The organism is Streptomyces sp. NPDC050610 (assembly GCF_040654875.1).
Classification (GTDB): domain Bacteria; phylum Actinomycetota; class Actinomycetes; order Streptomycetales; family Streptomycetaceae; genus Streptomyces.
Map to the genome: position 1 here is coordinate 70,769 of NZ_JBFAIV010000029.1, position 23,580 is coordinate 94,348.

Genomic DNA, 23,580 nt, shown 5'->3' on the forward strand with positions numbered 1-23,580 from the left:
CCCGATGCGGCGGAAACCCGCCCCGTCAGCCGATCGGCCGCGCCTCAGCCGATGCCGTCTCCGACTCCGCTTCCGGCCGCGGCTCAACGGCATCCGCTACCGGCTCCAGTTCCACCTCCGGCTCCTGCTCCGCACGGGACTGGGGCACCACCCGCGGCGGGGCCGCCGCCGGCGCCGACTGGCCGGCCAGACCGAGCCGTACGTGCAGGATGCGCGACAGGTCGTCGATGGTGCCGTTGCTGCGCAGCAGCTCCATCGGCGGGATGTCGACGCCGTACCGCTGGTGGACGGTGACCAGGACCTGGGCGGCCATGAGCGAGTCCATGCCGTAGTCGTCGAGCCTGCGGTAGTGGTCCAACTGGTCGACCTCCATGCGCAGCACCTCGGCCAGCAGACCGGCGAGGGTGGTGCGCAGGTATTCCAGCGCGTCGTCCGCGTTCATGGCGGCGAGCCGGGCCAGCAGTTCCTCCCGGCTCAGCGCGTCGCCCGCCCCGGCGGGGGCGAGGTCCCGCAGCCGCGGGGCGGCCATCTGGGGGATCAGAGCGGGCAGCCGCCCCCAGTCGACCCGCAGCACCGAGGCGACGTCGGCCCCGGAGGTGAGCAGCGGTACCGCCGCCGCGAACGAGTCGGCCGCGGTCGTCGGCTTGATGCCCATCTGCTCCATCGCGCCGCCCAGTTCGTTGCGGGCGACGTACCCGGCGTCGGATACGGGCCCCCAGCCGACGGCCAGCGCCGTCTCGCCCCGCTGCCGGCGCCTGCGGGCCAGCGCCTCCAGGTAGAGGTTGGCGCCCACGTAGGGGGCCTGCTTGATGTTGCCGATGACGGTGGTGCCCGAGGAGTGCAGCAGGAACAGGTCGAGTTCCACGCCGTGTTCCCTCGCCGCCGACTCCAGGACCTGGGCGCCCGCCATCTTGGGCGCGAACGCGGCGCGGACGCGCTCGGGGCTCAGTTCGCTCAGCGACGCGTCGTCGAGGTGCATCGCCGCGTGCGCGATCCCGCGCAGCGGGCGGCCCGTTGCCGCCAGTTCCGCCAGGACGGCGCGTACGGCCTCCGGGTCGGTGACGTCCGCGGCGTGCACGCTGACCTGCACGCCGAGTGCGGTCAGGCGAGCGACCGCGGCCGCCGCCTCCGGGGCCCGCTCGCCGCGCCGGCTCACCAGGGCGAGGTGCCGCGCGCCGAGTTCGGCCAGCCAGCACGCGGTTGCCGCGCCGAACCCGCCGGTGCCGCCGGTGACCAAATAGCTGCCCTCGGGGTCGAGGCGGGGCGGGGCCGGCCGTTCCTCGATGAGCAGCGGCTCGTCCAGCGGGTCGTAGGCGATGACCACCTTGCCCAGGTGGCGGGAGTGCTGGAGGAGCGCGAAAGCCTCGGATACGCGGGCGGCGGGGAAGACGGTGTGCGGCACTTTGACATGTGCGCTGTCACTGGCCAGTTCCCCCATCTCCGCGCGCATGCGGGGGAAGCAGTGGTCCGGGATCTGGGAGACGTCGGCGCCGAAGAAGGCGATGTTCTTGGTGAACGGGCGCAGGAGCAGCGGCTTGTTCTCGTAGAAGTCGCGCTTGCCCAGCTCCACGAAGCGGCCGCCCGGACGCAGGAGTTCCAGGCTGCGGGCCATGGCCTCCCCGGCGAGGGAGTTGAGCACCACGTCCACGCCCTGTCCGCCGGTGAGGTCGCGGACCTGCTCGGCGAAGTCCAGGGTCCGCGAGTCCAGGACGTGTTCGACGCCCAGGCTCCGCAGGAACGTGCGCTTGAGGTCGCTGCCCGCCGTCGCGATCACCCGCGCCCCCTTGTGCGTGGCGTACCCGACCGCGGCCAGGCCCACGCCGCCCGCCGCGCCGTGGATCAGCACGGTCTCACCGGGTTGCAGGCGCGCGAGGTCGCCCAGGGAGTACTGCACGGTGGTGACCGCGATGGGGGCGGCCGCCGCCTCCGCGAAGGACACCGAGTCGGCGAGGTGCCACATCTTGACCGACTGCATCACGGCGTGGCTGGCGCACGCGGAGTACGTCATGCCCACGACGCGGTCGCCGGGCGCGAAGCCGGTCACGCCGGGGCCGCAGGCCAGCACCACGCCCGCGCACTCCAGGCCGATGCCCTCCGAGTCCGCCGCGCTCTCGAACACCTCGGCGGGCAGCAGGCCGACCGCCTTCATGACGTCGCGGTAGTTGAGGGCGCTCGCGCGGACGTCCACCAGCACCTCGCCCGGTCCCGGCGGGGCCGGAACGGGCGTCTCCTCCCACACCAGCTGGTAGGAGAGGCCCGGCCGGCGGACGCGCAGCGCGAACGGGGTGTCCCCGGCGGGCCGGGCCGGCTCGGGGCGGGGCCGCTCACGGGGGACGAAGCGGTCGGAGGCGGTGAGCACGATCTCGTCCTCGTCGCCCGCCGCGAGCAGTTCGCGGGCCAGCCGCGGGGCATCGGCCGCCGGGGCGCCGCGGCGCAGGCTCACGCGCCGGCCCACGAGGCCGGGGTGCTCGTTGGCCAGAGTGCGGGCGACGCCCCAGACCGCCGCGTCCTCGGGGTGGGTGATCTCCTCCAACGCGGGCAGCGCCCCGCAGGGCCGGGTGACCAGCCACAGTTCGGCGCGGACGCCGTCGGGCAGCTCCTCGCAGGCGGTGGCGAGGGCGCCGAGAGCCACGGCGCGGCGAGCGGCTACGGCGACGGTCTCGGCGGGACCGTCGGGACCGTCCTCCCGGCCGCAGTGGGGTTCGACCTCCTGTCCGTCGTCGGGTGAGCCTTCCCGGCCGCAGTGGGGCTCGGCCTCCTGCCCGTCGCCGGGACTGCCCTCCCGACCGCAGCGGGACTCGACCTCCCGCCCGCCGTCGGGCCCGCCTTCCCCCTCGCTCCCGAGAAGAACGGTGACCACGACCGTCTCCGCGGGCTTCGCGCCCGTAACCGCCTCCGTGAGCAGCGTCGTCCACTCCTCGGGCCGGTCGGGCAGCGGCGCCGTACGGACCGCTCCCGCGCCGCACCCGGCCAGCGTCTCGCCGAGCGCCTGGGCCAGGGGGAGTTCGCTCTCCCGCTCAGCGAGGATGAGATAGGCACCGGCGCCGTCCGCCGCGGGCAGGGCCGCTTCCGGGGCCTCCGTCGCGGCCGGGGCGGCGGCGAGGAGGACGGACCAACCGTCGCTCACTGGCGGCCGGTTGTTCCCCGTCCGCGCCACCGAGTCGAAGCCGCACTCGATGAGCAGCCGCGGCCACTCGTCGCGGGGCAGCAGCAGGGAGCCGGGCCGCAGTTCGTGGTCGGTGTGGGCGTAGAAGCTGTCCAGCGCGCCGAACACGGGGGCCAGCACCTCCGCGTCGTGCGTCTCGAACGCCAGCAACTGCCCGCCGGGGGCCAGCAGGGAGCGCACCCGGCGCAGCGACTCCCGCAGGTCGGCGGCGGTGTGCAGCGCGTTCGAGGCCACGATCAGATCGAAGCCGCCGAGGGCCAGGCCCTGCTCGGCCGGGTCCTGGTCCAGGTCGAAGGCGGCGTACTCGACGAAGTCGTACGCGGCGAAGTGGGTTTCGCCCCGGGTGAGGAAGTAGGTGGAGACGTCGGTGAACGTGTAGTGGGTGCGGTCGGCCGGCAGCAGGGGCAGCAGGGCCGCCGTCGTCCCGCCCGTACCGGCGCCGATCTCCAGCACCCGCAGCGTACGGTCCGCGGGCCAGGCCCCGGCCAACTGTGCCACCAGCGCCTGCGCCACCCGGTTGTGGAACCGGCAGAGCGGCGAGACGTCGTAGTACTGCTCCAGCATGCGCGCGGTGGAGTCGGAGACCATCACCTGCGCGGTGCCCTCGCCGTCGCGGCAGGAGTCGGCCAGGGTCTGCAACTGCCGCGCGGTGAGGGCGGCGACGGACGCGAACGCCGGGTGGCCGCTGACGAATTCGGCCAGCAGTTGGTGGGCCGGCGCGGCCGGTGCGCACAGCCGCCACCGGTCGTCCTCCGCCCGCCAGACGCCCTGCCGCTCCAGGAACGGGCCGAGCAGCGCGAACAGCCGCTCGTGCTGGGCCGGCAGGCCCCGGGCGATCAGGTCCGCGACGGCGAAGGGCTTGTCCGCGTCGTCGAGCAGGGCGGCGATCAGCTCCCCGTAGCGCGCGGCGGTGTACCGCTGCATGCCCTCGACGGCCGCGCCGTGCCCCGCTTCGTGCCAGGCGGCGCGCAGCTGCCCGATGCGGTGGCCGGCCCGTTCCACGAGGTCCGCGGGGGCGGGCAGCGGTACGGGCGTGCGGGGCAGTTCCTTGTGCGGGGCCGCCCGCAGCACGGTCTCCACCACGCCGACCTGGGTGAGCCGGCCGATCTGGAGCCGCCGCAGCCGGCAGCCCTCCAGCTCGGCGGAGACGGCGCCGTCGTCGTCGGTGAGGAGGATGTCCCAGCACACCTCCTCGTCGGTCCGGCTGCGTTCGCGTACGAACATGAGGCCGTGCGGCGCCGGGGTCTTCCACACCCGGAGCGCGGCGATCGTCGACGGGAGGTAGGGGTGCCCGGCGGCGATCCGGTCCAGCAGGAGGGCCACCCCGGTCTGGAGCGCGCCGTCGAGCAGGGCGGGGTGCACCGTGTAGGGGTCGCCGGGCACGTCGTGCCGGTAGGCGGCCAGCGCGGTCCCCGGCCCGCACCACATCTCGTCCAGCACCCGGAACGCCGGTCCGTAGCACAGCCCGACGGCGTCGCAGGCCCCGTAGAACTGCTCCGCCGCCAGCGGCTCGGGGCAGTCCCGGCGGGCCCGGCCGACGTCGAGGGGCTCGGGCCGCGGGCGGAGCTGGGCGCGGACGCGCGCGCGGGCGTGGGGCCGTGACTGCTCGGAGTTCTCGGTGGTGCTGGTGAGGCAGAACGTTCCGTCGTCGGGGTTCAGCGACGCCTGCACGCTCGTACCGCCCGCGTCCGGCCAGGGCACCACCAGCGCGTTGCTGATGTCCATGTGCTGGACCTCGACGGCCGTGTCCAGCGCCGCCCGCCCCGCGGCCAGGGCCATCTCCAGATAGGCGGTGGCGGGCATGACGACCGAGCCGCCCACCCGGTGACCGCTGAGCCACGGCGTCAGCACGGGCTCGATCGGCCCCTGCCATACGGGCTGCGGGGCGGGCAGCCGCTCGCCGAGCAGCGGGTGCCGCAGCACGCCGTCCCCGCTGGAGCGCACCCACGACTGCGGGGTGCCCTTCCAGTGCCGCTGCCGCTGCCACGGGTAGGCGGGCAGGTCCACCACCCGGCCGGGCGCGGGCAGCAGCCGCGACCAGTCGAACTCCGCGCCGGCGGCCAGCAGCGCCGCGCACGCGGTGTCGAGCGCGTGGACGGCGTCCGCCTCGCGGCGCAGGGTGGGCGCCACCAGGATGTGCTCGGTGGGGCGGCCCGCGATGACGCGCCGCAGCGAGCCGCGCAGCACCGGGTGCGGCCCGACCTCCAGCAGGATGTCGGCGCCGTCGTCCAGGGCGCGTTCGACCGCGGCGGCGAACCGCACCGGCCGGCGCACGTTGTGCCACCAGTACCCGGCGTCCAGCTCCGGGCCCAGGACGCGGCCGGCGGTGACGGTGGAGTACATCGGCAGGGTCGCAGCGGACGGCTCCAGGCCGTCCAGCGCCGCGGTGAGGGCGTCGTGCCGCCCGTCCATGGCCCTGCTGTGGAAGGCGTAGTCCAGGCCGAGATCGCGGAAGAACACCTCCCGCCGGGCCAGTTCCCCGCCGAGCGCGGCGAGCGCCTCGGCCTCGCCCGACACGGTCACATCCCGGTCGCTGCCGACCGCCGCGATCTCCAGCAGCCCGCCGTACGGGGCCAGCTGCGCCCGCGCCTCGTCCTCGCCCAGTCCTACGGCCGCCATCCGGCCCTGCCCCGCGGTGGGCGCCTGCGCCGCGCCGCGCTCCGCGACGACCCGCGCGGTCTGGGCCAGGGTGAACGCCCCGGCGAGGTGCGCGGCGGCGACCTCGCCGACGCTGTGGCCCACCACCATCGCCGGTTCGACGCCCCTGGCGCGGAGCGCGGCGGCGATGCCCAACTGCACGGCGCACAGCAGCGGCTGCGCGACCTCGGTGGCCGCGAGCCGCCAGCCCTCGGGGGGCGAGGCCAGACATTCGGCCACCGACCAGCCGAGCCGGGGCGTCAGGTGCGCGTCGAACTCCTCGACCGCGGCGCGGAAGGCCGCGTCACGGGCCAGCAGGTCGGCGCCCATCCCGGCCCACTGGGAGCCGTTGCCGCACAGCACGAACGCGACCCGCCCGCCGCGCACCCCCCGGGCACAGGCGCCCACGGGGCCGCCGGGCTCGGGGCGCGGCGCCGTCCGCTCGGCGTCGGCCAGTTCGGCGAGGGCGCGGGACGCCTCGCCCGGAGTGCGGGCCAGTACGAGGGCCCGGTGCTCGTGCCGGCCGCGCCGCAGGCACGTGGTGTGGGCGACGTCGTAGAACTCCTCCGCCGGCACGCCGGCGAGATGCTCCGCGAACGCGGTCGCGGCCTCGGCCAGGGCCTTCTCGTCGCGCGCCGACACCAGCACCGGAAGTGGGGCGTCCGGCGGACCGCCGGAGTCCGCCGGGCGAGGGGCGGGGACGGGGGCGGCGGCGACGATCGCGTGCGCGTTGGCGCCGCCGAAGCCGAAGGAGTTGACCCCCACCACGGGCCGCTCGGCGGCGGAGACAGGCCGGGGCGTGGTGGTGAGCTCCAGACCGAGCCCTGCGAAGTCGATATGCGGGCTGGGCTCGTCGGCGTGCAGGGTGGCGGGGATCGCCCCGTGCCGCAGGACCAGCAGCGCCTTGCACAGCCCGGCCATGCCGGACGCCGGCTCCAGGTGGCCGAGGTTGCTCTTGACCGAACCGAAGGGCAGGTCCCCGGAGATGCGACGGGTGCCCAGGGCCCGGCCGATGGCCAGCGCCTCCAGCGGGTCGCCGGCCGGGGTGCCGGTGCCGTGCGCCTCGAAGTACACCAGCTCGTCGGGGTGCACGCCGGACCGCGCGTACACCTGCCGCAGCAGGTCCTCCTGGGCCCGCTCGTTGGGCAGCGCGATGCCCAGGGTCCGGCCGTCGCTGTTGGCGCCGGTGCCCAGGATCACCCCGTGCACCCGGTCGCCGTCGGCCAGCGCCGCGTCCAGCGGCTTGAGGATCACCACGCCGCCGCCCTCGGCGCGTACGAAGCCGTCGGCCCGCGCGGAGAACGGCGCCGGGACCCCCCGCACCGACAGCATCGACGCCTGGGAGAAGCCCACGTAGTGGTACGGGGAGATCAGCAGGTTCGCGCCGCCGCACACGGCGACCCGGCTGGTGCCGTCCCACAGCGTGTGGCACGCGCGGTCCAGGGCGATGAGCGACGACGAGCACGCCGTGTCCACGGCCATGCTCGGGCCCCGCAGGTCGAAGGCGTACGAGAGGCGGTTGGCGGCCAGCGACGAGGCGCCGCCGGACATCGTGTACGGGCTGATGGACCGCTGCGCCATCAACTGGAGCGCCCCGTAGGACGCGTCGGAGATCCCGACGTAGACGGCCGTGTCCGAACCGGCGAGCCGGTGGGGCGCGATGGCCGCGTCGTCCAGCGCCTCCGCGGCCAGCTCCAGCAGCAGCCGGTGCTGCGGGTCCATCTGCTCCGCCTCCGCGGGCGAGATCCCGAAATAGGAGGCGTCGAAGGACGCGACGTCCGCGAGGAAGCCGCCGGCGGCCGTGTAGCTCTTGCCCGGCCGGGGCACGCCCGTGTCCACGAAGCGCTCCGCCTCGAACCGGTCGGCCGGCGCCTCGCCGACCAGGTCGCGCCCCTCCTGGAGTGCCGACCACAGCTCGCGGAGCGAGTTGACCCCGCCGGGCAGTCGGCAGGCGGCGCCGACCACGGCGATGGGCCGGCGGGGCGCCGCGTTGCTCTGCTGCATCGATCCTCTTCTCGTCGGAAACTCGTCGGTATCTCGTCGGCATCTCGTCGGAAACTCAGCGAATCCTCATCGGAGTCCTGCCGGACTCTCGCCGGGGGCAGACGCCGGCAGACGACGTAACGCCACTGCCAGGTGACGCACCGTAGTGGTCGAACGCCGCCGAGAGCGGCTGGAGTCACCCGTCGAGGGACGACGCCCGAGAAACGCTGAAGAGAGTGAAAGGGGCTTGTTCGTTCACCTTCACTCATAGGGGTGGTTTCGGGGGCGTCGTGCCGGGCCCGTCACGCCCGGCCCGCACTCCCGGACACGGCGTCGCGGGGCCCCGCGACCGGCGCGCGGACCGTCGCCGCGGTGATCGGATCAACCGGTATACGCCGCCCCCGGCGGTCCCGAGGCAAGAACTCGCAGAGGAGCGCGCTGTGTCAGTCGTCATCACAGGAGCAACCGGATTCCTGGGCAGCCGCGTCCTGCGGCACCTGCTCGCCGAGGAGACGCGCGAAACCGTCACGGTGCTGGGCCGCGGGTCCCCGGACACCCTGCGCGAGCGCGTCGAGGCCGCCGTGGCCTGGCTCGACGGCCCGCCCGTCGAACCGGACGCGTGGCAGCGCGTGCGCTGCGTCGGCGCCGACCTGACCCGGCCGACGCTGGGGCTGACGCCCGGAGAGCTCGCCGAAGCCGCCGCCGGAGCCGCCCAGGTGTGGCACTGCGCGGCCCGGCTGCACCTGGCGGGCGACCAGTCGGAGCTGTTCAGCACCAACGTCCGCGGCACCCGCGCCGTACTGGACCTCGCCGAACAGGCCCCGGACGCCCACCTCGTGTACGTGAGCACCGCCTTCGTCGCCGGCCGGCGAGACGCGGGCCACATCATGGAGGACGACCTCAGCGACGCCGACGGCTTCCACACCCGGTACGAGGAGACGAAGTACACCACCGAGCGCATGATCCGCGCCTGGACCGCGGCGAAGGGCCGCCGCGCCACCATCGTCCGCCCCAGCCTGCTCGTGTCCGACCGCCCCGCCCCCGCCGGACTGCCCGCGCAGCCGCTGGACTACGTCGCCCGGCTCGTCGACGACACCCTCCGCCCCCGCGCGGACCAGGACCCCGGACTCCCCATGCGCGGCGGTGTCCTGCCCATGCGGCTCCAGGGCGACCCGCACGGCACCATGAACCTCCTCCAGGCCGACTACGCCGCCGAGGCCCTGCTGCGGGTGGCCGCCGCCGGCCGCGCCCGGACCGGCGCCGGCGCCGGCGCCGGCGTACGCACCGTGCACGTCACCCACCCCCGCGAAGTCGCCTTCCCCACGGCCCGCGAGGCGCTGCGGGAGCTCTACCCCGGCCTGCGCCTCACCGTCGTCCCGACCGTACGCAACCCCTCCCGCCACGAGGCCCTCGTCATCGAACACGCCGGCCACCTCCTCGACTTCGGCGTGCAGCGGCGTACGTACGACCGGACCCATCTGCGCGAGGACGTGGGCGACCTGCCCGAACCGCCGGACGTGGACGCCGCGTACCTCAGCCGCGCCTTCGACCGGAGCGGCGCGCGTCAGCGGGCGGCGGTGTAGCGCCGTGCCCACGACGGGCCAGGGACCGCGAACACCCCGGCGGGAGACCGTCCGGCCGGAGCAGCGGGTGACGCCCCGGCGCGAGAAGGTCCGTTGGCCGCGGCAGCGGCAGGGCTCCCAGGCGGCCACCGGAGCGGTCCTGCTCTCCGACGCGGGACTGGCCGCCTACCGGACCTGCCACCCCCGGTCCAGCCTGGCGATCGGAGCGGCCCTGGTGTGCGCCGGACCGGTGCCCGACGACGCCCTCCTGCGGACGGTCCTGGAACGCTCCGCGGCGGCCTTTCCCGCGCTCGGCGACCCCGAGGCGACGGCCGGTGGGATGCGGTACGCGGCAGTGGACGCCGCCGACGCCGCGGCGGGCCGCTGGCACCGGACGCTGGACGCCGAGGCGGCCCGGCCGCTGCCGGAGGCGGGCTGGGACTGCACGGTCCTGACGGGGCTGCCGCACGGCCGGTTCGCGCTGCTGTGGCGCGGGGACCACGTCCTGCTCGACGGGGGAGGCGCCGCCGCCGTCCTCACCACGCTCTGCAGCCCCGAGGACCCGGACGAGGCCGCCGCCTTCTCGTACGCGGCCTGCCGCGCGCCTTCGCGAGGGGGCGGGGCGGCCGCCGTCCGGGCCGTCGCCGACCTGGCCCGCGCGAGCCGGGCGGTGACCGGCCCGCTGCTGGACCGCGGCGGCGCCGCCGACCGGCTCGCCGCCGTACGGGCCGACGCCCCGCCCCGGCTGCGCCACCTCTTCGCCCACACCCGCCTGGACGTCCTGCGCCGCATCGGCCACCGGCACGGCGCGACCGTCAACGACGTCTATCTCGCCGCGCTGGCCGGGGCGTTGCGCGCGTGGGCGGGGGAGGAGACCGCCGACGGGCTGCGCGCCGTACGGGCCCTGTGCCCGGTCAACATCCGCCGCCACCGCGAAGGCGTCCTGCGCAACCGCCACCTCCCCGGACGCGTCACCCTGCCCGTGGATCTCGCCGCCCCGGGCGAGCGGCTGGCCGCGGTCGCCGCACGCACCAGGGGACTGGCGCGCGCCCTGCGCCACCCCGTGGTGCACGGCGTGTTCTGGGGGCTGCCCCGCTTCCTGGGCGCGTGGTGCATGGAGCGCTACTTCCGCCCCGACCGCAGCACGCTCCTCGCCAGCAACGTCCGCGGCCCCGCCCACCCTCTCCGGCTGGCGGGCGCGCCCGTACACGAGGTGCTCCCGCTGAACTTCCTCCCGGCGGGACACCCGCTGTCCGCGGTGCTGGTGACCCTGAACGGCCTGGTGAGCGTGGGATTCACCGCCGACGCGTCGGTCCGGGGCGTGGCGGACCTGCCGGGGCTGTGGCTCCGGGAGCTGGAGGCGCTGGGCACGGCGCGGGTGTCCGGCCCCTGAGCGCGGCGGGCCGGCGGGGGGAGGCACCGCGTCGGCCCGCCGGTGGCTGAACCTCAGCGGCGCGCCAGGCCGTCGAGGATCAGCCCGACGGTGAAGTCGAACCGTTCGTGCCCGGCTCCCGAGGTGAGTTCGGCGGCATAGCGCCTGGTCTGCGGGAACGCGTCGGGCAGGTCGGCGAACCGGCCCAGCAGTTCGTCCCGGCCGAGGACCCATGCGTCGCCGGAGTGGCGGAGCAGGGACGTCTCAAGGGTGTAGGCGTTGACGTAGAGCGTCAGGGCGTCGATGCCCCAGGCAGGCGGTCCGCGGGGACTTCGGCCGCCTCCTCGCCCGCTTCGCCGACGACCTGACCGCCCACTTCATGGCCCTGGACGACCAGCCGCCGTCGTCGGCGTGAGGCCGGCCGATTGACGTGGGGACGGCCGTTTCGCGGCCCGCACGCGCCGGTGACGCGGGGACGGCCGTCTCGCGGCCTGTACGCGCCGGCCGGCCGGGACGGGCGGCGGCGGGTAGCCGGTGGCGCGGCGGCGTCGCGTCAGTGAGCGGAATCCGTCCTCGGGGTCTCCTCGACGGGGTCCGCTGCCGGGGCTGCCGCGCGGAAGGTGCGCCGGTACGCGGACGGGGCGACCCCTGCCTCAGCCGCCAGGTGGCGCCGCAGGGAGGTGGCGGTGGCGAAGCCGACTTCGTGGGCGACGCGTTCCACCGGGAGATCGCTGGACTCCAGCAGTCGGCGGGCGTGCCGCAGCCGTTGCCGGGTCAGCCAGCGGCCGGGGCTCAGGCCGGTCTCCTCGCGGAAGCGCCGGGCGAAGGTGCGGGTGCTCATCGCCGCGTGGGCGGCGAGCTCGTCCAGCGACAGCGGCTGGTGCAGGCGCCGCAGCGCCCAGTCGCGGGTCGGCCCGGTGCCGGCCTCGCTCGGCGGCGGCAGCGGCCGTTCGATGTACTGCGCCTGGCCGCCGTCCCGGTAGGGCGGTACGACGCAGCAGCGGGCGACCTGGTTGGCCACCTCGCTGCCGTGGTCCTGGCGCACCAGGTGCAGGCAGACGTCGACGCCGCCGGCCGCGCCCGCGGAGGTCAGTACGTCGCCGTGGTCGACGAAGAGCACGTCGGCGTCGAGCTCGACCCGGGGGAAGAGTTCCTGGAAGTAGTCGGTGAGCGCCCAGTGGGTGGTGGCCCGGCGTCCGTCCAGGAGGCCGGCGGCGGCCAGCAGGAAGGCGCCGGTGCAGATGGACACCAGACGGGCGCCGGGGCGGACGCGGGACAGGGCGGCGAGGGCCCGCGGGTCCGGGGCGGCGGCCGAGGCGGCGGAGAGCGCGTACGGAGGGATGATCACGGTGTCCGCGCCGGCCAGCGCCTCGGGGCCGTGTCCGGGGGTGACGGTCAGGTCCGCGTCGGTCCGTACGGGGCGCCCGTCCGCGCTCGCGGAGACCACCTCGTAGCGGCCGTCGGCGGAACCCAGGACCCGGTGCGGGATGCCGAGTTCGAAGGGGTAGACGCCGTCGAGGGCGAGTACGACGACCTTGTGGGCGCCGGGCCGTGGGGCCGGGCGCATCCGGCGTTCCAGCTCGGCCCCGCGTTCGGCGAGGTCGCGGCCGGGGAACGGCGCGGCGGGCGCGGGGCGGGCGGTGGTGGTGGCGCCGCGGACGCCGGGGACACGGCGGGCGGCAGGGGGTGCGGACATGGCAGGAATGTATCGGAGCATGACCTTCTCGCCATCGTGCCGGGGCGGACCGTACGACCAGGATCAAGGCATGACCTCGACCGACACCTCTGAGAACCCCGACTCCCCGAACCCGGCGGCCGGCCCGGACGGCGCCCCCGTCATGCTCGCCCTGCACCAGACGCGCCTCGGCGGCCCCGAGGTCCTGCGGCTGACCGAACTCCCGCGCCCCGCGCCCGGCACCGGAGAGATCCTCGTCGCCGTGCACGCTGCCGGGCTCAACCCAACGGACTTCAAGCACCGCGCCCTCAGCATCTTCCTGCCGTCCCCGCCGCTGACCCTCGGCTGGGACGTCTCCGGCACCGTGGTGGAGACCGGCTTCGGCGTCACCCTTTTCCGCCCCGGTGACGAGGTGTTCGGCATGCTGCCCTATCCGTACGGGGCCGGCTCCCACGCCGAGTACGTGACGGGCCCCGCCCGCGCCTTCGCCGCCAAGCCCGCCGGGATCGACCACGTCCAGGCGGCCGCGCTGCCGCTGGCCGCGCTCACCGCCTGGCAGGCCCTCGTCGACACCGCGGCCCTCCGGGCCGGGCAGCGAGTGCTGATCCACGCCGCGGCCGGCGGCGTCGGCCACCTCGCCGTACAGATCGCCAAGGAACGCGGCGCGCACGTCACCGGAACGGCGAGCGCCCCCAAGCACGACTTCCTGCGCGAACTCGGCGCGGACGCCTGCGTCGACCACCGCCACGAGGACTTCACCGACACCGAGAAGCCCTACGACGTGGTCCTCGACGCCCTCGGCGGACCGACCGCCACCCGCTCCGTGGGCGTCGTGCGCCCCGGCGGCGTCCTCGTCTCCCTGCTGCCCGGCGACGAGCACACCCGGGCCGCGGCGGAGAAGGCACGGGTCCGAGCCGCCGTCCTCGTCGTCGAGCACGACCAGGCCGGGATGCGCGCCATCGCCGAACTCGCCGAGCGGGGCAGGCTCCGTCCCCACGTCTCCGGTGTCTTCCCCCTCGCAGACGGGGCCCGCGCCCACACCCTGGGGGAGACGGGGCGCACCACGGGGAAGCTGGTGATCACTGTGCGCTGAGGGGGGCGGCTCGGGAACGGCAGGCCCGCGTACTCAGTTGCCGACGCCCCGGTCGGGTGTGATCCTTCTTGCCCCGGCGCCGCCGACCGGGCAAGTGACGGATGCTGGTCGCCCGTTGACCACCTCTGTGAAGGAGTCTCGTGCCAGACGTAACCATCCGCCGAGCGGGCGTCGCCGACCGGCCCGCAGTGGAGCGGCTGTGGCTGATGTTCCGTCATGACCTGTCGGAGTTCGACGGCCTGCTGCCCGGCGCTGACGGGACCTTCCCCCGCAACGGCTGGCTCGACAAGGCGTTCTGCGATCCCGACTGGGCGCCGTACCTCCTGACGAGCGGCGGCAGCCCTGCCGGTTTCGCGTTCGTCCGCAGTCTCGACGCGCCGACGCGCGTGCTGAACACCTTCTTCGTGGCGCGCGGCGCGCGACGGACCGGGATCGGGCTGCGCGCCGTTCAGGAGATCGTGGCCAGACACCCGGGCGCGTGGGAAGTCGCCTTCCAGGACGCCAACGTGGCCGCGGTGCGCTTCTGGCGTCGCGTCGCCACGCAGATCGCCGGTGACGCGTGGAGCGAGCAACGCAGGCCGATACCGGGGCGGCCGGAACTGACTCCCGACGTCTGGATCTCGTTCAGCGTCCTCGGGGAGGCGGCGGCCGCGGAGTCTCACGGCTGAGCCGGGGCGCTCGCGCGGGCGGGCCCCGGCCACGTGGGGGTGGCCGGGGCCCGCGGTGTCCGTATGCCGCTCCGGGCCGGAGGCTAGAAGGGCGTCAGGGTGAGCGTGATCCCTGTCGGCGCCGTGTCCTGGATGTACGAGGCGAAGCCCGCGACGTCGTCGAAGGCGAAGCCGTACGCGTGGCCGTCGGCGGTGGCCGCGTGCATGGCCTTGGCGTAGTGGTTGGTCGTGCGTGCCTTGTAGAACGCGGCCGGGTCGGTGGTGGGCTGAGCGGGCGTGTCGTGCAGCGTGGTGCGGTTGAAGCCCGCGCCGAGGACGGCGGCGACCGGCCCGGTCCGCCCGTCGTTGGGGGCGGCCAGGGTGCCGTCGCAGAAGAGCACGTCGCGGGTGGTGGGCTTGGCGAAGGAGACGGCGGCGGGGCCGTTGAAGGCGAACTTTCCACCGCTCACCCGGCCGGTGAACGTACCCGCGTCGGTGGTGACCTTGAGGTCCTTGGACCCGTACGCGTTCCACACCTCGTCGATGTACGGGGCGAAGTAGTCCTTGGCGAACAGGCCGACGTCCAGGCCGTGACCCGGGGCGATGACGCGCAGGTCACCCTCGACGATCAGCGGTGCGAACGCGTCGACGGCGGCGAGGTCGGCGAAGACCTTGGCGCGGGCGCCGTCCTTCAGCGTGCCGGTCGTCTGGTCCTTGGCGCCGGTGAGGCGGATGGCCAGCGGGACGCTGAACATGTCCACCATGGTCGTGTTGCAGAACATGCCGTCCGCGTTGAAGGTGAACTCGGCGCAGTCGTGCATGATCTTGTAGTTGGGATCGCCGGAGACCCATCCGGCCGGGTACTGCAGCGCGGGCTTGCCCGCGCCGTCCGCGACGACCTTGAGCTTGAGCTTGTCGCCGAGGGCGACGTAGATCCGGCCGGACATCTGAGGCAGCGTCAGCTTGGTGTCGCCGCTGCCGGTGAGCGGGATGGCGTAGTCGGTCCAGCCGTCGGGCCCGTTGTCGGACAGCTGCACGGGCGCGATCTTGCCGTCCGGGGTGACCCGGACCTGCTGGTTGCCCTGATTGCCGACTATGTAGACCCATATCGACGAATTGCCGTACTTTCCCGTCTTGTTGACGATCGAGAGAGGCAGAGACCCGGCCCGCTGCTGGGCGCCGATGGCGCGTGGGCTTGCGAGGGTGAGGCCGGTCCCGGCCGCGGCGACGGTGGCCGCTACCCCTCCAAGCAACTTCCTGCGGCTGATGTGCATGCTCATGAAGTGGCGCTCCTCGGCGAAGTGGGGGGCTCGGCCCCTGACCGACGAGCCAGGGGGCCGAGAGCCCGAGAAACAGGTCACCACAGAAGTTAGCGCGAGGGGTCTGTGTTGTGGGAGGTGTTGTAAGGCGATCTTGCTTCCGACTTCTGCCCGTTTCCAGGCCACCTCGCCCACACGCGGGCCGGGCCCGAACGCGCGTACCGGCTGCACCGCGTTGAGTGCCGGAGGCAGGAAATGGCATGTCCGCGTATCGCCGGCCCTGACATGATCCGCGGCATGAAGGTACTTGTGATCGGGGCGACAGGAACGATCGGCAGCGCTGTCGCCAGTGCGTTAGAGGCTTCTCATCAGGTGGTCAAGGGTTCCCGCAGCGGACCGACGAAGGTGGATGTGGCGGATGCCTCTTCTTTGGACACGCTCTTCGACGAGGTGACGGATCTCGACGCGGTGGTGTGCTGCGCCGCCGGCGGCCCGCTGATAGATCTGGGATCGGCGGCGGACGAAGAGATCGCGGCCGCGATTCAGGGCAAGTTGCTCGGCCAGGTCACGCTGGTCCAGCGAGCTGCGCGCCATGTGCGCGACGGCGGTTCCATCACGCTGACCGGGGGGACCTTCACCGCTCCGCTGGCCGGCGGCTCGCTGGGCGCCCTCATCAACTCCGGCCTGGAAGGCTTCGTCCGCAATGCGGCGAGCGAACTACCGCGAAGGCTGCGCATCAATCTCATCAGCCCCGGCTGGATCAAGGAAACCCTGGAAGGCATGGGCGCGGACGGGGCCGACGGAACGCCTGTCTCCGAGGTGGCCCGGGCATACGTGAACGTGGTGGAAGGCGCCGCACAAGGCCGGACCGTACGTCCGTAGCCGTCGAAGGAGACCGGCCCGACGCCCTCGAAGGCAGCAGCCGACCGGCCCCAGCCCGTCCGGCCCACCGTCGATTGTCAGTGCCCCCTGGCAGGATCACCGGCATGACGACATCGCTCCTCACCGACATCGAACGCGCCGTGCGCGGCAGCTGGAGTGCCGAGACGTGCACGCCTGAGTTCCGGTCGCGCTGGAGTCCCGGCAATCCGGCTCGGGACCAGTGCGGGGTGACCGCCATGGTCCTCAACGACCTGCTGGGAGGCGAGCTGCTGCGGGGAGAGGTGCGCGTCGGTGGGGAGCGTGTGGACTATCACTGGTGGAACCGCCTGGGTCCGGGCGTGGAGGTCGACCTCACCCGCGAGCAGTTCGGGCCGGAGGAGACCGTCACCGAAGGCGTCGTCATACCCCGCCCGCCCGTGACCGAGTGGCGCAGGCTCCGTGAGGAGTACGAGCTGCTTCGCCACCGCGTCCTGGAGCAGCTCGGCGCCTGATACCGGAGCCGGTCTCCGACCCGCCCCGGCGGCGTGGCCACGCCTACTTCACGGCGAGGGAGCCGAGGAACGCGCGTACGTGCCGCAGCCACGCCATACGGTCGGGCTCGCTCAACATGTGGGCTGCGCCGGGGAGTTCGACGAGGCGGGCGTCCGGGATGCCGGCCGCCAGGCGGTACGAGCTCTCGGGCAGTACCAGGCGGTCGCCGGTCGGGGCCACCACCAGGGTGGGGGCGGACAGCGTGCCGAGGTCCGGTCGGACGTCGACTCGGGACACCAGGTCGAAGTGGTCCACCGTCCCGGGCGGCAGCCCGGCCAGGGTCTGGGCCGCCTTGGCGTCGAGGTCGGCCGGGGCGATGGCCGCCAGCTCCGTCGCGGACATGCAGGACAGGGTGGCGAGCCGGGCCACCTCGTCCCACCGGTCCGCAGCGGCCAGCGCCTTGATGAGCTGGGCGGCCAGCGACAGGACCGGGTCTGCGACAGCGAAGCCGGCGGTCAGGACGAGCGCCGTGACGCGCTCGGGGTGGCGGGCGGCGACCCGTACGGCCACGGCGCTGCCCAGCGACTCGCCGAGCACCGCGAACGACTCCTGCCCCGCCGCGACGGCGGAGGCGACGAGTTGGTCGGCGAGTTCGTCCACGTCCAGGGGGGCCGCGGCGACCGGAGTGCCGCCCGCCCCCGGGTAGTGGGGGCCGATGACCGTGTGGTCACGGGCGAGGTCGTCCAGTACGAGGCCGAAGTTGCCGTGGACGCCCCCGCCGGCGCCGTGGGCCAGCAGCAGCGCGGGGCCGCTGCCCTGCACGAGGGTGTCGAGGTGAGGAAGGCGAGGAAGGTGAGGAAGGCGGGAGGTGGGGAGCGAGTGCTCGGTGGTGGTCATGCCGACGAAGCTAAACTCCGACATCAATGTCAGAGTCAAGTCGCGAGCCGGGAGGCGAGCCGCATGCGGATGCAGGAGATGGTCCGGCGCACGGGAGTCCATGAGCGGCTGCTGCGCTACTACGAGCAGCAAGGGCTGCTGGAACCGGAGCGGCTGCCGAGCGGCTACCGCGTCTACGGCGAGCCGGACGTGGAGACCGTGCGCCGTATCCGCTGCCTGCTCGCCGCGGGGCTCCCGACCGCACTGATCGCCCAGGTCCTGCCCTGCATTCGCGCGGACGACGACCACCTCGTGCCCACCTGCCCGGACCTCGTCGCCCAGCTGAAGGACGAGAGTGAGCGGATCACCCGCAGCATCGACGCGTTGCGGGCTTCCCGCACGATGCTCGACACCGTCATCGCCGCCGGGCCGCCCCCGGCCGACTGAACGGCCCCGGCCGTCCAGGGCCGTCCTCAGCGATCCCAGGCCGAGACTCGACGCGGCCCCGGCGCCAAAACCCCGCGAACCCGGCCGAGTCCCCTCCTGGTGCATAGACCGAGGTCCCGGGCCCGCGGGTGTCGGAGCCGAGGTCCCTCGTCCGTCGAGGCCGCCGCTATAGGATCCGGTTCGGCTCGTCCTCGTCCAATCCACGCACCGCCCGCGGGCGTGGTGAAGCCGTGGACGGGGTACCGCTTCCATCGCCCACGTCCACGACCGTACGCCAGGCTCGAAGACCGTACGACAGGTTCACAGACCATGACCGCCAGGTCCGCAGACCACATTGGTCGGGCCCCGAACCCCCACAGAACTACTCCATGGCCAAGAACAGCACCCCCTCGACCCCCGCCCCCGACTCCGCGTGGCTCGCGTGCGGTCGCCACCTCGGGCCCGAGCCCGAACAGGACGCCCGGCGCAACCTGATCGCCCTCAAGGCGGCCGGGGTGCTCGACGACTTCCTGGAGCTCGAACCCGCCGAGGCCGCCCGGTCCACCGTCCTGCACCCGCGGGACGAGTCCGCCGACCCCGGCCCCACGGCCCGTCGCCTCTTCGAGGCCCGTTGGCGCGTCGGCGACGACGTGACCGTACGCGCACAGCTGACCACGTACGACCCCGAGGCCCGCCGCAAGAAGGGCGAGGGCGTCGCCTGGACGCTCGCCGCCGAGGCGGAACGGGCCTGGGAGGAGCACTGGCCCTCGCCCGCCACCATGTTCTGGCCCGACAGCGACCGGGTCGCCTGGGACTACGACACGGTGCCGGACGTGCGCCTGCGGACGGCGAACCACCTGCCGAAGGACGACGACGAGCTGCGCCGCCGGCTGCGGGACTGCACCCGGCAGAGCTGGTACGTCCACGTCGTGATCCACGAGGCGATGACGCCGGACGCGCGCGGGCAGCAGCCGGTCTCCACGTTCCTGCCGCCGAGCCTGCGGCACCGGGTGGTCGAGCACCGCGGCACGCCGGAGCAGGCGCAGATCGTCGACTTCGCGATGAAGCGCGAGCTGAGCGTGCGCATCCCGCGCGGCGGCGCCGTCGTCCTGCCCACGGAACCGCGGGACCCGGAGTACGACGCCGAGCGGTACACGGTGCGCAACGTCTTCCTGGACGGTTCGGAACCGACCGAACTCCTCGACAGGATCAAGGAGTTCGCCGCGCTGCCGCGACCGCTGCCGGCCGGCGCCGAACGGGCCCTGACGCGGCTGCGCCAGGGCTGGCACCTGCTCACCCCGGAAGAGGAACTGGTCCATGCCCAGGGCCTCGTCGCCAAGTACGCCGAAGCGCTCGACGCCATGACGAACTCCCGCGACCTGTACCGGGAGGCGGCCGAGGAGGCACAGGCCGAGCTGGCCCGGACCAGCGGCGGCGACGGTGCGCCCCGGCCGTCCGTACTGGGGCAGAGCAAGCCGGACGGCTCGCCGCTGACCGCCCTCACGAAAGCGTTCGGCCGCTTCCGCAGCCCGAAGAAGTAGGGCGGTCCGGGCCGGCTCCCTACTCGGCGCCGTCCCCAGCGGCCGCGCACGTATCCGTCACGGAGCGCCGGGCCGCCCGGGGGCCAGGAAGCCGATGTCCTCGAAGTGGTCCAGGTAGTGGTCGATGAGGGCGTCGTCGACGGGCGGGCAGCTGATGCCCGAGGCCTCCATGGCCTGCTCGAAATTGTCCCGCCCGTACGCGGGGAGCGCACTGGTGAGCAGCCGGCCCCGTGATGACGCGCTCGCGTCTGGTGCAGAAGATCCCGTTCTCCGTCGGGCCGTACGCGTTGATCAGCCGCCGCGGCGCCCCGTGCCGCAGCACCTCGCGGACCGCCGAGGCGTTGCGGCACGTCGACGGTGACGTACAGGCAGCGCAGCGGCGCGAACATCTCCGGCCACCAGGCGGCGACTTCGTGGAAGAGCCCCGCGCTGAGCACCATCACGGTGGCCCGTACGTCCTGGATCCGGGCAGCCAGCGCGTCGGGCGAGAGCAGGGCGTCCCGGTCCAGCAGCACCAGGCGGGCGCCGTTCAGCAGGGCGCCGAAGATCTCGAAGCAGGAGACGTCGAACGCCGTGCTGGTGGTGGCCGGCCAGATGCCCCCGCCTCTCGTACGTACGGCTCGTACGGTCGCGGGCCTCGTACGCGCGCCTTCCGCCGCGCCCGGTTCAGCCGTTGGCCGCCCGCGGGTACTCGGCGGCAACGGCTGTCCGTTGCAGGATCCGGCGGGCGTGGCGGCTGGAGTGCCGCAGCAGCGCACACCCCCTCGCGAGGTCGAACACCTCGGGGAAGGCGCCGATGCTCAGCGCGGCCAACGGCTGCCCGCGCGGCCCGAACACCGGGGTGGCCGCGGCGGATATGCCCGGCTGGGATTCGCGTTCGTCGAGGGCGATGCCGCGGGTCCGTATCCGCGCCAGCTCCGGGCCGAGGCTCGACTGCGCGGCGAGCGTCTCCAGACGGCTCTGCCGGCCGCGGCCCGGCGCGAACCGCGCCGGAGGATAAGCGAGCAGGGCCTTTCCGGCGGCGCTCTGGCACAACGGTGTCGGCTTTTCGAGCCGACCGATCACGGGGCTGTACTGCTCGCTGTAGATCAGCTCGATGAACCGCACGGAATCCCCGTGCTGCACGCCGAGACCGACTACGTAGCGCGTCTTCTCATACAGGGGGAGCAGCAGTGGCTTGAGCGCGAGTCTGAGGAATTTGATGTGCTGTTCCTCCCTGGACGCGGCCAGTTCGTGCACCGCGTTCCCCAGCCGGTAGCACTCGCCGTCCCGGCTCACCATGTCCAGGTCCTGCAAATCCGCCAGCAGGCGGTGGGCGGTGGTCTTGGCCAGTCCGGTGAGCTGAACGACCTGGGTGAGCGTGGCGGATTCGCCGCACGCCCGGACGGCTTTCAGGACGCTCAGTAGTCGGCCGGCGAGCCGCCCGCCGTTCGCCGTCACAGGGGCCGACAGCGGCGGCGTTTCGCGTTTGCACATGCTCTTGTACACCGGTGAGAAACCTCCTTGTCCCTTCCCGCACCGTGGCTGTCCGGCCGGCAGACCGGGTTCTGGAGGGGCTTCCTCTCCATCAAGCACCATCCATCCCAGGTGTGGAAGGCGGGCGAGGGCGCGTGAGCGTGAACGCGTTGAACGCTTGTGAGCTTGTGCACGCGGTGCCGGGCGCGGGCCGCCACGTGAGAGACGTCAGCGGCGTCAGCGGCGTCAGCGGCGGCAGCGAGGTCAGCGACGTCAGCGGCGACGGCCGGCGTTGAGCCGGGCGGCCTGGCGCGTCAGGTGGTCGCGCTCGGCGAGGTTGGGAGCCTTCGCGGCGGCCCGCGCGTACAACCGCGCGGCCGTCGACAGGTCGCCCTCGCGCTCGTGGAGGTAGGCGGCCACCGCGGCGTAGCGGGGGAGGGAGTCGTCCAGGAGGGCGAGCGCCGCGAGGCCGGCGCGCGGGCCGTCGGCCTCGCCGACGGCCACCGCGCGGTTGAGCCGGACGAGGGGGCTGTTGGTCAGGCCCGCCAGCTCGTCGTACCACTCGACGATCTGCACCCAGTCGGTCTCCGCCGTGGTGGGCGCGTCGGCGTGGAGCGCCGCGATGGCCGCCTGGGCCTGGTACTCGCCCAGCCGGTCGCGGGCCAGGGCCGCTTGCAGGATTCCGATGCCCTCGGCGATCGCGGCGGTGTCCCACCGGCCGCGGTCCTGCTCGGCGAGCGGCACCAGGCCGCCGTCCGGCGCGGTTCGGGCCGTACGCCGGGCGTGGTGCAGCAGCATGAGGGCGAGCAGCCCCGCCGCCTCGGGGTGGTCGATCGCGGCCGCGAGCTGCCGGGTGAGCCGGATGGCCTCGGCGGCGAGGTCGACGTCGCCCGAGTAGCCCTCGTTGAAGACCAGGTAGAGGACGCGCAGCACGGTGGCGACGTCGCCGGGCCGGTCGAACCGCACGCCGGAGACGGTGCGCTTGGCCCGGCTGATGCGCTGGGCCATGGTCGCCTCGGGCACCAGATACGCCTGGGCGATCTGGCGGGTGGTCAGCCCGCCGACGGCGCGCAGGGTGAGCGCGACGGCGGACGACGGCGTGAGCGACGGGTGGGCGCACAGGAAGTAGAGCTGGAGCGTGTCGTCCGCCGAGGGGGCGGGACCGGGCGGCGGCTCCTCGTCGGCGAGGCCCTCGCGCCGCCGGCGGGCGGTGTCCGCCCGCGCCGCGTCGAGGAACCGCCGCCAGGCCACGGTGACCAGCCAGCCCTTCGCGTCCCGCGGAGGGTCGGCCGGCCAGACGCGGACCGCCTCGATGAGCGCCTCCTGCACGGCGTCCTCGGCCGCCGCGAAGTCGGCTCCGCGGCGGACGAGAATGCCGAGCACGCCCGGCGAGAGGCTCCTGAGCAGGGTTTCGTCCACTTCGGAGGTCACTCCGTGACGGTGGGCGGCGCGGTGAGGAACGGGCGCAGCTCCAGCCACTCGTGGATCGGCTCGCCGCCCGCCCCGGGCGCGGCCGACAGCTCCCCGGCCAGCTCGACGGCGCGCTCGTAACTGTCGACGTCGATCACCATCCAGCCGGCGATGAGGTCCTTGGTCTCGGCGAACGGCCCGTCGGTGACGGGCGGCCGGCCCTCGCCGTCGTACCGGACGAACGTCCCCTCAGGAGCGAGCGCCTGCCCGTCGACGAACTCGCCGGTCTCCTCCAGCCGGTCCGCGAAGTCGCGCATGTACTGCATGTGGGCCGAGATCTCGTCCGGCGTCCACTGGTCCATGGGCACGTCGTTCGCCGGGGCCGGGGCGCCGCGGTAGTGCTTGAGCAGCAAGTACTTGGCCATGGTGGGTCTCCTCGTCGCTGGTGCGGCCTCTCGCGGCCGCGTTCGCTGTCAGATTCGCTGTCACGTTCACTGCGGGGACGGAGCCGGTCGCGGATTCTCGACATCGCCGGCCGAACTTTTTACACCTCGCTTCAGCGGTACCGGCACCGGGCCGGGTGCGGACGCGGCGGGCCGCCTCCGCCGCATCGAGCCGCATCGAGCCGCATCGAGGCGTCGGTGTTCGATCGGGGGAGCCGACGGTCCGGGGCGGCCGTGGCGAACCGGCACGGGGATGGGCGGGCTCATGGCCAGATCGTGCCACTGTTCGGAGCGCGCGAGCGCGATCAGCCGGCCGCGATGCAGGCGACGCCGAGGAAAGTCACCGTGATGCCGGCCAGCTGGAGCGGCCGGAGGCGCTCGTGGTCGAGCCGGCGGGCCACGCCCCAGGCCAGGGCAGGTGCGTCCACCGCCGGTTCCGCTCGGGCGGCGACAGGGGCGAGGAGCAGGAGGACCGTGCCGCCCAGGGCCGCCGTCTGGGCCACGAAGATCACCGAGTACGCGGACCGCGCCCGCGACAGCCGCCCTCCGGCGAAATCCGCCGCACCCCACAGGACGCTCGACAACAGCCCGAGTAGTAGTGCCACTTGAGCCCTCTCCGTGGCATGTCGCGACGTCTCACGCCTGGCGCCTGACGCCTGACGTCGTGCCTGCTCGTACCTGT

The 23,580-nt window shown here is 73.9% G+C and carries 16 protein-coding genes and 1 pseudogene; 8 read left to right on the forward strand and 9 right to left on the reverse strand.

Annotated features, from left to right (window positions below):
• Positions 1 to 25: 25 nt before the first annotated feature.
• Entirely contained in the window at positions 26 to 7,807 is a 7,782-nt protein-coding gene (locus AB0I22_RS29625; RefSeq protein WP_363134022.1) for an SDR family NAD(P)-dependent oxidoreductase, read from the reverse strand.
• Positions 7,808 to 8,226: 419 nt separating this feature from the next.
• Here AB0I22_RS29625 and AB0I22_RS29630 point away from each other — a divergent pair, with 419 nt between their 5' ends.
• Positions 8,227 to 9,369 carry an SDR family oxidoreductase gene (locus AB0I22_RS29630; protein ID WP_363134023.1) on the forward strand — a complete coding sequence of 381 codons (1,143 nt, stop codon included), beginning with the start codon at positions 8,227 to 8,229 and terminating at the stop codon, positions 9,367 to 9,369.
• Positions 9,370 to 9,373: 4 nt separating this feature from the next.
• Positions 9,374 to 10,741 (forward strand): WS/DGAT domain-containing protein, encoded by a 1,368-nt coding sequence (locus tag AB0I22_RS29635; RefSeq protein ID WP_363134024.1) that lies wholly within the window; start codon positions 9,374 to 9,376, stop codon positions 10,739 to 10,741.
• A 53-nt stretch (positions 10,742 to 10,794) separates the two neighbouring features.
• Here the strand turns inward: AB0I22_RS29635 and AB0I22_RS29640 are convergent.
• Together AB0I22_RS29640 and AB0I22_RS29645 are read right to left on the reverse strand one after the other, a co-directional pair.
• A pseudogene (locus AB0I22_RS29640) lies at positions 10,795 to 11,058 on the reverse strand (TetR/AcrR family transcriptional regulator); the annotation flags it as partial.
• A gap of 215 nt (positions 11,059 to 11,273) precedes the next feature.
• Positions 11,274 to 12,287, reverse strand: a complete 1,014-nt coding sequence (locus AB0I22_RS29645; RefSeq protein ID WP_363134060.1) for a helix-turn-helix domain-containing protein — start codon at positions 12,285 to 12,287, stop codon at positions 11,274 to 11,276.
• A gap of 199 nt (positions 12,288 to 12,486) precedes the next feature.
• Between AB0I22_RS29645 and AB0I22_RS29650 the strand changes: the two genes are divergently transcribed.
• Positions 12,487 to 13,488 carry an NADP-dependent oxidoreductase gene (locus AB0I22_RS29650; protein ID WP_363134025.1) on the forward strand — a complete coding sequence of 334 codons (1,002 nt, stop codon included), beginning with the start codon at positions 12,487 to 12,489 and terminating at the stop codon, positions 13,486 to 13,488.
• A 140-nt stretch (positions 13,489 to 13,628) separates the two neighbouring features.
• A complete protein-coding gene (locus AB0I22_RS29655; RefSeq protein ID WP_363134026.1) occupies positions 13,629 to 14,156 on the forward strand; it encodes a GNAT family N-acetyltransferase in 528 nt (175 codons plus the stop codon).
• A gap of 83 nt (positions 14,157 to 14,239) precedes the next feature.
• Here AB0I22_RS29655 and AB0I22_RS29660 read toward each other — a convergent pair whose 3' ends face one another.
• On the reverse strand, positions 14,240 to 15,415 hold the full coding sequence (locus AB0I22_RS29660; RefSeq protein WP_363134027.1) for a glycoside hydrolase family 64 protein: 1,176 nt from the start codon (positions 15,413 to 15,415) through the stop codon (positions 14,240 to 14,242).
• 276 nt (positions 15,416 to 15,691) lie between these two features.
• Between AB0I22_RS29660 and AB0I22_RS29665 the strand changes: the two genes are divergently transcribed.
• Both AB0I22_RS29665 and AB0I22_RS29670 read left to right on the forward strand, forming a co-directional pair.
• A complete protein-coding gene (locus AB0I22_RS29665) occupies positions 15,692 to 16,276 on the forward strand; it encodes a short chain dehydrogenase (protein ID WP_363134028.1) in 585 nt (194 codons plus the stop codon).
• A gap of 104 nt (positions 16,277 to 16,380) precedes the next feature.
• Positions 16,381 to 16,767 (forward strand): hypothetical protein, encoded by a 387-nt coding sequence (locus AB0I22_RS29670; protein WP_363134029.1) that lies wholly within the window; start codon positions 16,381 to 16,383, stop codon positions 16,765 to 16,767.
• A gap of 43 nt (positions 16,768 to 16,810) precedes the next feature.
• Here the strand turns inward: AB0I22_RS29670 and AB0I22_RS29675 are convergent, their stop codons facing one another.
• The gene (locus tag AB0I22_RS29675; RefSeq protein ID WP_363134030.1) at positions 16,811 to 17,644 is read right to left on the reverse strand and encodes an alpha/beta fold hydrolase; all 834 of its coding nucleotides are present in this window, start codon (positions 17,642 to 17,644) and stop codon (positions 16,811 to 16,813) included.
• A gap of 63 nt (positions 17,645 to 17,707) precedes the next feature.
• On the opposite strand from AB0I22_RS29675, the gene AB0I22_RS29680 reads away from it, so the two are divergent.
• Complete coding sequence (locus tag AB0I22_RS29680; RefSeq protein ID WP_363134031.1) at positions 17,708 to 18,070, forward strand: MerR family transcriptional regulator; 363 nt, start codon at positions 17,708 to 17,710, stop codon at positions 18,068 to 18,070.
• 368 nt (positions 18,071 to 18,438) lie between these two features.
• Positions 18,439 to 19,590: a hypothetical protein gene (locus AB0I22_RS29685; RefSeq protein WP_363134032.1), complete on the forward strand. Its 1,152-nt coding sequence runs from the start codon at positions 18,439 to 18,441 to the stop codon at positions 19,588 to 19,590.
• A gap of 666 nt (positions 19,591 to 20,256) precedes the next feature.
• Here AB0I22_RS29685 and AB0I22_RS29690 read toward each other — a convergent pair.
• The 4 genes from AB0I22_RS29690 to AB0I22_RS29705 form a co-directional block, all read right to left on the reverse strand.
• Entirely contained in the window at positions 20,257 to 21,078 is an 822-nt protein-coding gene (locus AB0I22_RS29690) for an IclR family transcriptional regulator C-terminal domain-containing protein (protein ID WP_363134033.1), read from the reverse strand.
• A 240-nt stretch (positions 21,079 to 21,318) separates the two neighbouring features.
• Entirely contained in the window at positions 21,319 to 22,476 is a 1,158-nt protein-coding gene (locus tag AB0I22_RS29695) for a DUF6596 domain-containing protein (RefSeq protein WP_363134034.1), read from the reverse strand.
• Positions 22,473 to 22,880 carry a YciI family protein gene (locus AB0I22_RS29700; RefSeq protein WP_363134035.1) on the reverse strand — a complete coding sequence of 136 codons (408 nt, stop codon included), beginning with the start codon at positions 22,878 to 22,880 and terminating at the stop codon, positions 22,473 to 22,475. The genes AB0I22_RS29695 and AB0I22_RS29700 overlap by 4 nt, the downstream gene beginning before the upstream one ends.
• 323 nt (positions 22,881 to 23,203) lie before the next feature.
• Complete coding sequence (locus AB0I22_RS29705) at positions 23,204 to 23,503, reverse strand: hypothetical protein (RefSeq protein ID WP_363134036.1); 300 nt, start codon at positions 23,501 to 23,503, stop codon at positions 23,204 to 23,206.
• Between the last annotated feature and the right edge of the window lie 77 nt (positions 23,504 to 23,580).

Excerpts from the sequence above, each read along its gene's own strand:
- AB0I22_RS29625 (WP_363134022.1), bottom strand. The coding sequence starts at position 7,807 with ATGCAGCAGAGCAACGCGGCGCCCCGCCGGCCCATCGCCGTGGTCGGC.
- AB0I22_RS29645 (WP_363134060.1), bottom strand. The coding sequence starts at position 12,287 with ATGCGCCCGGCCCCACGGCCCGGCGCCCACAAGGTCGTCGTACTCGCC.
- AB0I22_RS29650 (WP_363134025.1), top strand. The coding sequence starts at position 12,487 with ATGACCTCGACCGACACCTCTGAGAACCCCGACTCCCCGAACCCGGCG.
- AB0I22_RS29660 (WP_363134027.1), bottom strand. The coding sequence starts at position 15,415 with ATGAGCATGCACATCAGCCGCAGGAAGTTGCTTGGAGGGGTAGCGGCC.
- AB0I22_RS29665 (WP_363134028.1), top strand. The coding sequence starts at position 15,692 with ATGAAGGTACTTGTGATCGGGGCGACAGGAACGATCGGCAGCGCTGTC.
- AB0I22_RS29670 (WP_363134029.1), top strand. The coding sequence starts at position 16,381 with ATGACGACATCGCTCCTCACCGACATCGAACGCGCCGTGCGCGGCAGC.
- AB0I22_RS29675 (WP_363134030.1), bottom strand. The coding sequence starts at position 17,644 with ATGACCACCACCGAGCACTCGCTCCCCACCTCCCGCCTTCCTCACCTT.
- AB0I22_RS29680 (WP_363134031.1), top strand. The coding sequence starts at position 17,708 with ATGCGGATGCAGGAGATGGTCCGGCGCACGGGAGTCCATGAGCGGCTG.
- AB0I22_RS29685 (WP_363134032.1), top strand. The coding sequence starts at position 18,439 with ATGGCCAAGAACAGCACCCCCTCGACCCCCGCCCCCGACTCCGCGTGG.
- AB0I22_RS29700 (WP_363134035.1), bottom strand. The coding sequence starts at position 22,880 with ATGGCCAAGTACTTGCTGCTCAAGCACTACCGCGGCGCCCCGGCCCCG.